9 protein-coding genes are annotated in these 12,862 nt (G+C 67.7%); 3 read left to right on the forward strand and 6 right to left on the reverse strand.

Going from position 1 to position 12,862, the window contains the following annotated elements:
* Positions 1-10: 10 nt before the first annotated feature.
* On the forward strand, positions 11-3,193 hold the full coding sequence (locus tag ABFG95_RS26235) for an efflux RND transporter permease subunit (protein ID WP_054504140.1): 3,183 nt from the start codon (positions 11-13) through the stop codon (positions 3,191-3,193).
* Positions 3,190-4,680, forward strand: a complete 1,491-nt coding sequence (gene adeC / locus ABFG95_RS26240; RefSeq protein ID WP_049074433.1) for an AdeC/AdeK/OprM family multidrug efflux complex outer membrane factor — start codon at positions 3,190-3,192, stop codon at positions 4,678-4,680. The genes ABFG95_RS26235 and adeC overlap by 4 nt, the downstream gene beginning before the upstream one ends.
* 80 nt (positions 4,681-4,760) lie before the next feature.
* On the opposite strand, the gene ABFG95_RS26245 is transcribed toward adeC, so the two are convergent.
* Both ABFG95_RS26245 and ABFG95_RS26250 read right to left on the reverse strand, forming a co-directional pair.
* Positions 4,761-5,012 (reverse strand): GlsB/YeaQ/YmgE family stress response membrane protein, encoded by a 252-nt coding sequence (locus ABFG95_RS26245; protein WP_049074432.1) that lies wholly within the window; start codon positions 5,010-5,012, stop codon positions 4,761-4,763.
* 141 nt (positions 5,013-5,153) lie between these two features.
* Positions 5,154-5,768: an SCO family protein gene (locus ABFG95_RS26250; RefSeq protein WP_020927313.1), complete on the reverse strand. Its 615-nt coding sequence runs from the start codon at positions 5,766-5,768 to the stop codon at positions 5,154-5,156.
* A 244-nt stretch (positions 5,769-6,012) separates the two neighbouring features.
* On the opposite strand from ABFG95_RS26250, the gene ABFG95_RS26255 reads away from it, so the two are divergent.
* On the forward strand, positions 6,013-6,747 hold the full coding sequence (locus tag ABFG95_RS26255; protein WP_348995087.1) for a methyltransferase domain-containing protein: 735 nt from the start codon (positions 6,013-6,015) through the stop codon (positions 6,745-6,747).
* A 212-nt stretch (positions 6,748-6,959) separates the two neighbouring features.
* Here ABFG95_RS26255 and ABFG95_RS26260 read toward each other — a convergent pair whose 3' ends face one another.
* The 4 genes from ABFG95_RS26260 to ABFG95_RS26275 all read right to left on the reverse strand — a co-directional run bounded on the left by ABFG95_RS26260 (position 6,960) and on the right by ABFG95_RS26275 (position 12,528).
* A complete protein-coding gene (locus ABFG95_RS26260) occupies positions 6,960-9,026 on the reverse strand; it encodes a M3 family metallopeptidase (protein ID WP_348995088.1) in 2,067 nt (688 codons plus the stop codon).
* 217 nt (positions 9,027-9,243) lie between these two features.
* Positions 9,244-10,095 (reverse strand): bifunctional methylenetetrahydrofolate dehydrogenase/methenyltetrahydrofolate cyclohydrolase FolD, encoded by an 852-nt coding sequence (gene folD, locus ABFG95_RS26265; protein WP_020927317.1) that lies wholly within the window; start codon positions 10,093-10,095, stop codon positions 9,244-9,246.
* A 55-nt stretch (positions 10,096-10,150) separates the two neighbouring features.
* Entirely contained in the window at positions 10,151-10,777 is a 627-nt protein-coding gene (locus tag ABFG95_RS26270; RefSeq protein WP_020927318.1) for a response regulator transcription factor, read from the reverse strand.
* A complete protein-coding gene (locus tag ABFG95_RS26275) occupies positions 10,774-12,528 on the reverse strand; it encodes a PAS domain S-box protein (RefSeq protein ID WP_020927319.1) in 1,755 nt (584 codons plus the stop codon). The genes ABFG95_RS26270 and ABFG95_RS26275 overlap by 4 nt, the downstream gene beginning before the upstream one ends.
* Positions 12,529-12,862 lie beyond the last annotated feature (334 nt).

The raw sequence follows: 12,862 nt of genomic DNA on the forward strand, positions 1-12,862 counted from the left end.
GGAGCCTTGCATGGCAAAGTTTTTTATCGATAGACCGGTTTTCGCATGGGTGATCGCGATCGTGCTGATGATGGCCGGCGCGTTGTCCATCCTGAAGCTGCCGGTTTCGCAGTATCCGAACATCGCGCCGCCGGCCATCGGCATCGCGGTGACCTACCCGGGCGCCTCGGCGCAGACGGTGCAGGACACCGTGGTGCAGGTGATCGAGCAGCAGATGAACGGCCTCGACGGCCTGGAGTACATCTCCTCGGAAAGCAACGCCGACGGCAGCATGTCCATCACGCTGACGTTCCGTCAGGGCACCAACCCCGACACCGCGCAGGTGCAGGTGCAGAACAAGCTGTCGCTGGCGCAGCCGCTCTTGCCGCAGGAAGTGCAGCAGCAGGGCATCCGCGTCACCAAGGCCACCAAGAACTTCCTGATCGTGGCGGGCTTCGTGTCCACCGACGGCACGATGACCAAGGACGACCTGGCCGACTACGTCGCCTCGTACGTCCAGGATCCCATCAGCCGTACGCAGGGCGTGGGTGACTTCCAGCTGTTCGGCTCGCAGTACGCCATGCGCATCTGGCTGGATCCGGCCAAGCTGGTGAACTACGGCCTGACCACGGTCGACGTGGTCAACGCCATCAAGGAACAGAACGTCCAGGTGTCGTCCGGCCAGTTGGGCGGCCTGCCCGCGGTGCGCGGCCAGCAGCTCAACGCCACCATCATCGGCCCCTCGCGCCTGGAAAAGCCGGAAGACTTCGGCCGCATCCTGCTCAAGGTCAATGCCGACGGTTCCCAGGTGCGCCTGGCCAACGTCGCCCGCATCGAACTGGGCGGCCAGACCTACGCCATCGACAGCTACTACAACGGCAAGCCCGCCTCGGGCCTGGCGATCAAGCTGGCCCCCGGCGCCAACGCGCTGGATACGGCGCAGGCGGTGCGTGACACCATCAACAACCTGAAGCCGTACTTCCCGCCGGGCATGGACGTGGTCTATCCGTACGACACCACGCCGTTCGTCAGCCTGTCGATCGAGGAAGTGTTCAAGACGCTGGTGGAAGCCATCATCCTGGTGTTCCTGGTGATGTACCTGTTCCTGCAGAACTTCCGCGCCACGCTGATCCCGACGCTGGCGGTGCCGGTGGTGCTGCTGGGCACCTTCGGCGTGCTGGCCGCGTTCGGCTATTCCATCAACACCCTGACCATGTTCGGCATGGTGCTGGCCATCGGCCTGCTGGTGGACGACGCCATCGTGGTGGTGGAAAACGTCGAGCGGGTGATGGCCGAGGAGGGCCTCACGCCCAAGCAGGCCACGCGCAAGTCCATGACCCAGATCACCGGCGCGCTGATCGGCATCGCCATGGTGCTGGCCGCGGTGTTCATCCCGATGGCCTTCTTCGGCGGCTCCACCGGCGTGATCTATCGCCAGTTCTCCATCACCATCGTGTCCTCGATGGTGCTGTCGGTGATCGTCGCCATCGTCTTCACGCCGGCGCTGTGCGCCACGCTGCTCAAGCCCATCCCGAAGGGCCACCATGGCACCAAGCGCGGCTTTTTCGGCTGGTTCAACCGCAGTTTCGACCGCAGCAGCCACGCCTACGCCAATACCGTGGCGCGCGGCCTGGGCCGCACCAAGCGCCTGATGGTGGTGTACCTGGCCATCGTCATCGCCATGGGCTGGCTGTTCACCCGCATCCCGACCGCGTTCCTGCCGGCCGAGGACCAGGGCATCCTGTTCGCCCAGATCCAGACGCCCGCCGGCGCCACCGCCGAGCGCACCAAGGCCGTCATCGACGAGGCCACCAACTACCTGCTGACCGAAGAGAAGGATGCCGTCACCTCGGTGTTCGCGGTCAACGGCTTCAACTTCGGCGGCCGCGGCCAGAACGCCTCGATCCTGTTCATCAAACTGCGCGACTGGGAAGACCGCGGCGCGGCCAATCTCAAGGCGGCCGCCGTGGCGGCGCGCGCCAATGCGCACTTCCGCAAGACCGAGCGCGACGCCCAGCTGTTCGTGGTGCCGCCGCCTTCGGTGATGGAACTGGGCAACGTCGACGGTTTCGACTTCCAGCTGATGGACCGCGCCGGCGTGGGCCATGAAAAACTGCTGGCCGCGCGCAACCAGCTGCTGGGCGAGGCGGCGCAGAGCAAGATCCTGCAGGGCGTGCGCCCCAACGGCATCGAGGACGCGCCGCAGTACCAGCTCGACATCGACCGCGAAAAGGCGCGGGCGCTCGGCGTGGCCGTGTCGGACATCAACAGCACGCTGTCCACCGCCTGGGGTTCGTCGTACGTCAACGACTTCATCGACCGCGGCCGCGTCAAGAAGGTGTTCGCGCAGGGCGAGGCCTCGGCCCGCATGCTGCCCGAAGACCTGGACAAATGGTACGTGCGCAACAAGGATGGCGACATGGTGCCGTTCTCGGCGTTCGCCAAGGCCACCTGGAGCTTTGGCCCGCAGAAGCTGAACCGCTACAACGGCGTGCCTTCGTACAACATCCAGGGCGGCGCGGCGCCGGGCTACAGCTCGGGCGCGGCCATGGACGAGATGGAACGCATCGCCAGCAAGCTGCCCACCGGCGTGGGCTTCGAGTGGACCGGCATGTCGTACGAAGAACGCCTGTCGGGCGCCCAGGCGCCGGCGCTGTACGCGATCTCGCTGATCGTGGTGTTCCTGTGCCTGGCGGCGCTGTATGAAAGCTGGACGATTCCGTCCGCGGTCATGCTGGTGGTGCCCCTGGGCATCATCGGGGCGCTGGGCGCGACGCTGCTGCGCGGCCTGTCCAACGACGTGTACTTCCAGGTGGGCCTGCTGACAACGATCGGGCTGGCGGCCAAGAACGCCATCCTGATCGTGGAGTTCGCCAAGGAGCACTACGAGGCCGGGGCGAGCCTGACGGAATCGGCGATCCACGCCGCCCGCCAGCGCCTGCGCCCGATCCTGATGACGTCGCTGGCGTTCATCCTGGGCGTGGTGCCGCTCGCGATCTCCTCGGGCGCCGGTTCGGGCAGCCAGAACGCCATCGGCACGGGCGTGATCGGCGGCATGCTGACCGCGACCTTCCTGGCCATCTTCTTCGTCCCCGCGTTCTTCGTGATCATGCTGCGCCTGTTCAAGGTGGAACGCATGAGCGCGCGACGCGATCCGCACGACCCCAGCGCCAACGACGCGCAGGACGTGTCCGTCGAAGGAAAACCGCAATGAAGCTGCAGATGAGAACCCTGGTTTCCCTTTCCCTGGCGGCGGCCCTGGCGGGCTGCTCGCTGGCCCCGACCTACGAACGGCCCGACGCGCCGGTCTCGGCGGCCTATCCGGCCGGCCCGGCCTACAAGGCCGATGCCGCCGGTCCGGTGGCCACCGCCGACATCGGCTGGCGCGACTTCTTCGCCGATCCCTTGCTCCAGCAACTGATCGAGCAGTCGCTGGCCAACAACCGCGACCTGCGCGTGGCGGCCTTGAATGTCGAGGCCGCGCGGGCCCAGTACCGCATCCAGCGCGCCGACCTGCTGCCCAGCGTCGGCATCGCCGGCAAGGAAACCGCCCAGCGCACGCCGGCCGACCTGTCGCCCAGCGGCCAGGCCACCACCAGCCACAACTACCAGGTCGGCGCCGCGCTGTCCTCGTGGGAGCTGGACCTGTTCGGCCGCATCCGCAGCCTGAGCGACAAGGCGCTGGAATCGTACCTGGCGCTGGACGAAACCCGCACCGCGACCCAGCTGACGCTGATCGCCGAAGTGGCCAACGCCTACCTGACGCTGCGCGCCGACCAAGAGTTGCTGAGCCTGACGCGCGACACGCTCAAGAGCCAGGATGATTCCTACAAGCTCACCAAGCAGAGCTATGACCAGGGCTTGTCCACCGCGCTCGACCTGAGCCAGGCCGAAGTGTCACTGCGCACCGCCCAGCGCAACCTGTCGCAGTACACGCGCCAGGCCGCGCAGGACCGCAACGCGCTGGTGCTGCTGGTGGGCCAGCCGCTGTCGCCGGAAATCTCGGCGGCGCTGGACAACGCCGTCAAGCTTGACGACGGCATGCTGCCGACCGCGCTGCCGGCCGGCCTGCCGTCCGAGCTGCTGGCGCGCCGTCCGGACATCCGCGCCGCCGAGCACCAGCTCAAGGGCGCCAATGCCAACATCGGCGCGGCCCGCGCCGCATTCTTCCCGACCATCAGCCTGACGGGCAACGCCGGCACCGCCAGCGCCAGCCTGGGCGGCTTGTTCAACGCGGGTTCGGGCGCCTGGAGCTTCGTGCCGCAGATCACGGTGCCGATCTTCGCCGGCGGCTCGCTGCTGGCGGGCTTGGACCTGGCCAAGGTGCAGAAGAACATCCAGATCGCGCAGTACGAGAAAACGATCCAGACGGGATTCCGCGAAGTGGCCGACGCGCTCGCCGGCCGCGGCACGCTGGACGAGCAGATCCAGGCGCAGCAACTGCTGGTGGCCGCCAACCAGCGCGCCTATGACCTGTCCGAGCAGCGCTTCCGCCAGGGCATCGACGACTACCTGACGGTGCTCGATTCGCAGCGTTCGCTCTACACCGCGCAGCAGTCGCTGGTCGATACGCGCCTGGCGCGCCTGTCCAACCTGGTCACCTTGTACAAGGTGCTGGGCGGCGGCTGGACCGAGCGCACGGTCACGGCGGCGCAGCCCGCGCCGGACGCCGCGCCCGCTGCCGACGGCCAGCGGGGCTGATCCCCGGGGCAGTCCGACAGCATGAAAAAAGCGGGCCGATCGAAAGATCGGCCCGCTTTGCGTGGTGCGCGCGCGGCGCGTCAGGTGCGTTTCTTGGCGATCAGGCCGACCACGAACAGGACGATGATCGCGCCGACCACCGAGCCGATCCAGCCGGCCGGTTCGCCCGGGGCGTACCAGCCCAGCTTCTGGCCGAGGAAGCCGGCCACGACGGCGCCCACGATGCCCAGTATGGTGGTCATGATGATCCCCATGTTCTGGTCTCCGGGCATGATCGCGCGGGCGAGCAGCCCGACGATGAAGCCGACGATGATCATGATGATGATGCTCATGCGCGTACTCCTTGCGAGGGTGAAGGGCGATGTGCCCTGATATTACTCACGCGCGCGGCTTGCGGGCTGTAACAACTGGTGTTTGGCGCTGGCGCGCAACATGCCGCGGCCTGTCGCCATGCAGCAATGTTGCATGCGGCCTTACGAAGTCAGGTCGATCAACTGGCGCAGGTCCTTGGTCATCGCTTCGATGCTGTCGGTGTCCGAGGCCAGCAGGCGGGCGCGGCCCTGATTGTCGAAAATGTACACGCCACGGCTGTGCGTCACTTCGTACTGGTCGGCGTCGTCGCCGGGGCGGGGCTTTTCGATCTGGTAGGCCACGCGGTAGCGGCGCGCCAGGTCGGCCACCTGCTTTTCGTTGCCGGTGACGCCGATGGCCTGGTTGTTGAATGCATTGACGTAGGCCTGCAGGATATCCGGCGTGTCGCGGTGCGGATCGACGCTGACGAACACGATGCGCACGTCGCGCGCCTTGTCGCCCAGGTTCTGCAGCACCGCCGTTAACTGCGCCATGGTGGTGGGGCAGATGTCCGGGCAACTGGCGTAGCCGAAGAACAGCAGCACGGTCTTGCCCTTGAGGTCGTCGCTGCTGACGGTCTTGCCGCCGGCGCCCGGCAGCGAGAACTTCAGATCGGGCAGGTGGCCCTTGACGTTGTAGAGCGTCCAATCGACATTGCGGTCGCCGCAAGCGGCAAGCAGCATGCACAGGGCCAGGAAAAGACCGCGCCAGGCGCGTCCGGTAAGCAGGTGTCGCATGGGTTCCATCGCCGGTTGGGGGATAAACCCGTCGATTCTACCCGCAGGCGCGGGCCGGCCCGGCGGCGGTGCGCGGCCAGGTTTGTCCTGGCGCAAGGACGCGCCGGCTCGGCGGGCCGGCCCGCGTCGCGCGGCAATTGTGAAGCTTTGTCGGAATATTGTTGGAGATCTGGCAAAACGGCTCACGTGGTCCATCGCTGCCCGCTACATTCAGGTCCGTGTCAGTAATGGCGAGGTCTCCCTCATGCGCTCCACGGCCAATCATGCGCTGGGCTATCCCTATTTTCCGTACTACCCGGTGGTGCTCGACATCCTGCGCAGCCGCCTGGCGGACCGCGTGCTGGACGCGCCGTGCGCCCGCGGCTGGCTGGGCGACATGGCGCGCCGCGCGACCGGGCGCGAGGTCGAGGTCGATGGCATCGGCCCGGCCACGCCGTCGGCGTCGGCCAGTGGCTACCGTCGCCTGACCGTGCATGACCTGGACACGCCGTTGCCCGCCGCCATGCCGTATGACGCGGTGGTCTGCAGCGAGGCGATCCACGTGGCGGCCAATCCAGGCGTGTTGATGCGCGGCTTCCATGACACGCTGCGCCCGGGCGGCACTCTGGTGCTGACCACGCCCAATGCCGGCCACGTGCGGGCGCGCTTGCAGGCGCTGGTGCGCGGCGTGCCGGCCGATTCCGGGAACGAGACGGAGCGGGGCGACAACGCCGCGTTGTTTCCCTGGGGCTTTGCGCAGTTGCACCGGTTGCTGGCGCATCATGGTTTCCGCGACATCACCTTGCATGCGGTTGTCGAGGGCGGACAGCGGCGCTGGCTCGACCGGCTGCTGGGCTGGCAGGCGCGGCGCTACTGCGAGGCTCGTCGCAAGCGCGCCCAGGACGAGGACAGCCGCCACTTCTGGCGCCAGGCGGGCTCGGACCCGTCGGTCCACGGGCGCTGGCTGGTGGTGTCGGCGCGCCGTGCGGGGGCGGGCTAGCGTGACCGGAGAAAATACCCCCACGCTGCGCCGCCGCGCGGGTCGCTGCCCCCCAAGGGGGCATTTTTGCCTTGGGGCGGCCCTGCGAAGAAAACGCCCCCACGCTCGCCGCCGCGCGGGTCGCTGCCCCCCAAGGGGGCATTTTTGCCTTGGGGCGGCCCTGCGACAAAAAAACCCGCTGATCAGGCGGGCCGGGGCAGTGCGCGGACGGATCAGGCCGCGCTCATGCCGCTGTGGCGCAGCAGCGCATCGATGCGCGGGGCGCGGCCGCGGAAGGCGGCGAACGACTCGGCCGCGGGACGCGAACCGCCGACGGCCAGCACTTCGCGGCGGAAACGCGCGCCGGTGGCCGGATCGAGCGTACCCAGGGCGTTGCCGGCCTGCCTGGCCGCGGCTTCCTCGAACGCCTCGTAGGCGTCGGCCGACAGCACCTCGGCCCACTTGTAGCTGTAGTAGCCGGCGCCGTAGCCGCCCGCGAACAGGTGCGAGAAAGCATGCGGCAGGCGATGCCAGGCCGGCGGAAACAGCACCGCGACCTCGGCGCGCACTTCCTGCAGCAGGGCCAGCACTTCGCTGATGCTGGCGCCCTTGGCGCGGTCGTGCATCAGCATGTCGAACAGCGCGAACTCGATCTGGCGCACGGTCTGCATGCCGCTCTGGTAGTTGCGGGCCGCGACCAGGCGGTCGTAGAGCGCGCGCGGCAGCGGCTCGCCGCTGTCGACGTGGGCCGACAGCTTCTGCACCACCGCCCATTCCCAGCAGAAGTTCTCCATGAACTGCGAGGGCAGTTCGATGGCATCCCACTCGACGCTGGCGAAGGCGGCGGCGCCGGGCTCGTCCACTTCCGATAGCAGCGCGTGCAGGGCGTGGCCGGTTTCATGGAACAGGGTGATGACGTCGTCGTGCGTCAGCACGGCGGCGCGGTCGCCGTTGGGGCGCGAGAAATTGCAGGTCAGGTAGGCGATCGGCGTCTGCACGCGGCCGGCGACCACGCGGCGGGTGCGCTCGCTGTCGACCCAGGCGCCGCTCTGCTTGCCGGCGCGGGCGTACAGGTCCAGGTAGAGGTAGCCGATCAGGTCGCCCTGGGGGCTTTCGACGCGCACGCCGCGCACATCGGCATGCCACGACGACACCGGCGTTTCGGCCAGGCGCACGTCGAACAGGGTCTCGATGACCTCGAACAGGCCGGCCAGCACGCGCGGCTCGGTGAAGTACTGCTTCACCTCGTCTTCGGAGTAGGCGTAGCGCGACTCGCGCAGGCGCTCGGAGGCATAGGCCACGTCCCACGGCTGCAACTCGGCCAGGCCGAGCTCGGCGGCGGCGTAGGCCTTCAGCTCGGCCAGGTCGCGCTGGGCGTAGGGCTTGGCGCGGGCGGCGAGGTCGCGCAGAAAGGTGGTGACTTCCTTGGCGTCGCGCGCCATGCGCGTCTGCAGGCGCAGCGCGGCGAAGGTGCCCAGGCCCAGCAGGGTGGATTCCTCGGCGCGCAGCGACAACAGTTCCTCGATCAGGGGCGAGTTGTCGAACCGGGCATCGCCCTGTTCGGACGCCACCGTGCCGTAGCCGCGATACAGCGCCTCGCGCAGCGAGCGGTCCTGCGCGTACTGCATGACGGGCAGGTAGCAGGGCATCTTCAGCGTCAGCTTCCAGCCCGGCTTGCAGTCTTCCTCGGCGGCGGCGCGCGCGGCGGCCCGCACGTCGGCGGGAATGCCGGCCAGGCGGGCCTCGTCCTCGATCCGCAGCGACCAGGCGTCGATGGCGTCCAGCACGTTCTCGGAGAATTTCTGCGAGGCCTGCGCTTCGCGGTCGGAAATCGCGGCGTAGCGTTCGCGGTCGGCGCCGCGCAGTTCGACGCCGCTCAGGCGGAAGTCGCGCAGCGCCATCTCGACGATGCGGCGGCGCACCGGCGACCACGACGCGAAATCGGGCGCGGCGGCCAGGCGCTGGTACTGCTGGTACAGGCCTTCGTGCAGGCCGACCCAGGTCGAGAACTCGGTCACCAGGGGCAGGGCGGCGTTGTAGGCCTCGCGCAGTTCCGGGGTGTTGACCACGGCGTTCAGGTGGCCGGCCACCGACCACGCGCGCCACAGCCGCTCGGACGCGGTATCCAGCGGCTCGACCACGGCTTCCCAGGTGGGCGCCAGCGCCGGATCGGCGGCGCGGTCCACGGCCTGGCGGGCGATGCCCAGCAGTTCCTCGATGGCGGGCACCACGTGGGCGGGCTTGACCGCCTGGTAGTCGACCAGTTCTGAGACGGGGGCGAGCAAGGGATTCTGGGTCATGGTGTTACCAATAGCGTGAGAGGAGGGCGGGCAGCAAGCGAGCGCGCCGGCAGGCATAAGGATCAGGTTGGGGCGGCAGGTCGAAAAGCAAGGGCCGGCCCTGGGCGCGCCCGGTTCCGCGCGGCGGGCCCAGAGACGACTGTGGGTTTGCCCCCGGCCCCCGGAAGGGCGCGGGACAAACCCACAGGGGTGCCACGGCGGGGCGCGGGACCGGTCTTCAGGCCGCGGCCCGTTCCGCCGCTTCGACGGTGTTGACCAGCAGCATGGCGATGGTCATGGGGCCGACACCGCCCGGCACGGGGGTGATGGCGCCGGCCACCTGGCTGGCGGAGGCGAAGTCGACGTCGCCGCACAGCTTGCCGTCGGCGCCGCGGTTGATGCCCACGTCGATGACGACCGCGCCGGGCTTGATCATCGAGCCGTCGATCATGCCGGGCTTGCCGGTGGCTACCACCAGCACGTCGGCGCGGCGGGTCTGGGCCGCCAGGTCGCGGGTCTTGGAGTTGCAGATCGTGATGGTGGCACCGGCGGCCAGCAGCAGCATGGCCATGGGCTTGCCGACGATGTTGCTGGCGCCGACGATCACGGCCTCGGCGCCGCGCAGGGCCACGCCTTCCGATTCCAGCATCTTCATCACGCCGTAGGGCGTGCAGGGGCGGAACAGCGGCTGGCCGGTCATCAGCAGGCCGGCGTTGCTGACGTGAAAGCCATCCACGTCCTTCTCGGCGGCGATGGCTTCGATGACCTTGTGCGCGTCCATGTGCTTGGGCAGCGGCAGCTGCACCAGGATGCCGTGGATGGACGGATCGCGGTTCAGCTTGTCGATGCGGGCCAGCAGTTCGGCCTCGGTCATGTCGGCGGGGTACTGTTCCTTGACGGAATGCAGGCCGGCCTTCTCGCACGCCGCGACCTTGTTGCGCACGTACACCTGGGAGGCGGGGTCTTCGCCCACCAGCACCACGGCCAGGCCGGGGCGGGTGCCCTTGGCGGCCAGGGCGGCGACGCGTTGGGCGACTTCTTCGCGAATGCGCTGCGACAGGGCGGCGCCATCAATAATCCTGGCGGACATTAGGCAACCTCCGCGCGGTGCGCTACGGTATTCGCCTTGGGAACGGCCCGGCGGCTCATGCATGCGCCTCCGGTTTGGCCAGGGCCACTTTCATCAGGTCGGCAACGGTGGTCACTTCAAGTTTTTCCATGATGTTGGCGCGGTGCGCCTCGACGGTCTTGATGCTGATGCCCAGGTCGTCGGCGATCTGCTTGTTCAAGCGGCCGGCGACGATGCGCTCCAGCACCTGCTGCTCGCGCGCGGTCAGGCGCGCCAGCATGGCTTCGTGGTCTTTCTGGGCCTGGTGCTTGCTCACGCGCTGCGTGGCCTGCTCCAGCATGCGCGCCACGATTTCGCGCAGATCGGATTCGTTGAACGGCTTCTCGAGGAAGTCGACGGCGCCCTTCTTCATGGTCGACACGGCCATCGGCACGTCGCCGTGGCCGGTGATGAAGACGATAGGCAGGGGGGCGTTGCGGGCGATCAGTTGTTCCTGCAGCTCCAGGCCGCTCATGCCGGGCATGCGCACGTCGGCGATCAGCACGCCGATCTGGCTGGGGTCATAGTCTTCCAGGAACGACTCGCCGCTGGCGTAGGCGCGAACCCGGTAGCCATTGGCCTCCAGCAGCCAGCGCAGCGAATCGCGGACCGCTTCGTCGTCGTCAACAATGAATACCGTGCTCGACAGGTGGGGCGTGTTCATGCGTGCAACTCCTCGGACTGATCATTCTGGGCCTGCGTCTGGGACGCAGCGCAGGGCAGGGTAAAGCGGAAAATAGTACCGCCGGCGGGGTTCGGGTCCGCCCACAGGCGGCCGTGGTGCGATTCGATAATGGTACGGCAGATATTCAGTCCCATGCCCAGGCCCTGGGTCTTGGTGCTGAAGAAGGGCTCGAACAGGCGCTCCGGCTCGGCCAGGCCATGGCCGCGGTCGACCACCGCGACCTCGATGTGCTGTTCGTGCAGGATCACGGCCACCTTGAGCTCGTCGGACTCGCTCTTTTCCATGGCTTCCAGGCCGTTCTTGAGCAGGTTCAGCAGCACCTGTTCGATCAGGATCGGGTCGGCCAGCACGTCAGGCGCGTTCGACGGCACGAAGCTGTCGATGCGGATGCGGCGCTTGCGGGCGTCGATCTCGGCGAAACCGATGGCGTTGTCGACGATGCGGCCGATCGCCACGCGCTGGCGGCGCGGCTCGCTGCGCTTCACGAATTCGCGGATGCGGCTGATGATCTTGCCGGCGCGCTCGGCCTGCGAGGCGGCCTTCTCCAGCGCCGGCAGCAGCATATTGGGGCTGGTGTGGCCGGCCTTGACCAGCGCCACCGCGCCCATGCTGTAGTTGGCGATGGCGGTCAGCGGCTGGTTCAGTTCGTGCGCCAGCGACGAGGCCATCTCGCCCATGGTGGTCAGGCGGCTGGTGAGCTGGATCTTTTCCTGCTGCACGCGCGAGGCCTCTTCGTGGGTGCGGCGTTCGGTGATGTCGCGCGCCACCTGCATGCGCACGCGGCGGCCGTCGGTCCAGGCCAGCATGCGGTGGTGCACTTCGAACCAGCGCTGCACCGAGGGCGCGAAGACTTCCACGGATTCATCCGTGAAGCGGCCGCGGCGGCCGGCCAGCAGCTCGTCGTGGCCGCCGGTCTGGGCGCCGAACACGCGGCGGTAGGTGCGGTTGGCGAACAGCAGCTCCAGGCCGTCGTGGGTGTCGGCGGTGACCGAGATGGCGTCGTCCAGGCCTTCCAGCACCGTCATGAAGCGCTCGTGCGCGGCGGTCAGGGCCTCGCGGATGCGCTTGGGCTCGGTGATGTCGGTCATCGACGTCATCCAGCCGATCTGGTTGCCGTTGGGGTCCAGCAGCGGCGACACGTACATGCGCGCCGTGAAGCGCGAGCCGTCGCGGCGCTGGGCCTCGACTTCCAGGCCGCTGCTGGGCGTCTTGCCGGACATCAGCACGTCCAGGGTGTGCTGGTGCTGTTCATGGCGGCCCGGCACCCAGTAGGGGAAGGGCGGGCTGCGGCCGATCAGGTCGGCCTCGTTCCAGCCGATCATGCGGCAGAAGGCCGGATTGACGTAGGCGATGCGGCCCTCCATATCCAGCACGCGCATGCCGGTGGACATGGAGTTCTCCATGGCGCGGCGGAAACCGGTCTCGGCGATCAGGGCGGCCTCGGCGGCGGAACGGAAGCGCGTATAGCGCCACAGCATCAGCAGGCTGATGACGATCACGCACGACAGCGCCAGCACCACCCAGATCAGGCGCTGCTGCCGCATTTCCTGGTCGATGGTCACGAACATGACGCTGTCGTCATGGATGCGCTGCAGCCAGAAGAACACCCCCATCACACAGATATAGAGGATCAGCACCATCGCGGGCGTGACCCAGTACACCCCGCGGCGGCGCGTGCGGGCGTGGTCGTGGAACGGTGTGGGTATATTGGACTTGGGCGCGCTGGACATGTAGTTTGGGCCGGATAGGCCGGGCATTTTTCGTCGCCGGGCCGCCTCAAGATGAAAACGCCCCGGCTGGGGGAGCAAGCCGAAGGCGCGGCGTGGGGGGCATTTTAGTGCGTGTCGGCGGGGAATTGCCGGGAATCAAGCCCGTCAGAAGGGAGATGGGCTAAAAAAGTGCCTTCTATTCTTTTCAGCTTCCATTCATATTTTCGCATTATGAAATGCCGTACCGCAACATGAAATTTTCCTTGCGACCGGTTAATCTTCTTTCTTAGAATGCCGGCTGATAGGGAAACCGCTCCCGAGTAGCTGGTCTCTAGCACAACACCCCGACCCATGC

This window comes from Achromobacter sp. HNDS-1 (assembly GCF_040084795.1).
GTDB lineage: Bacteria > Pseudomonadota > Gammaproteobacteria > Burkholderiales > Burkholderiaceae_B > Achromobacter > Achromobacter ruhlandii.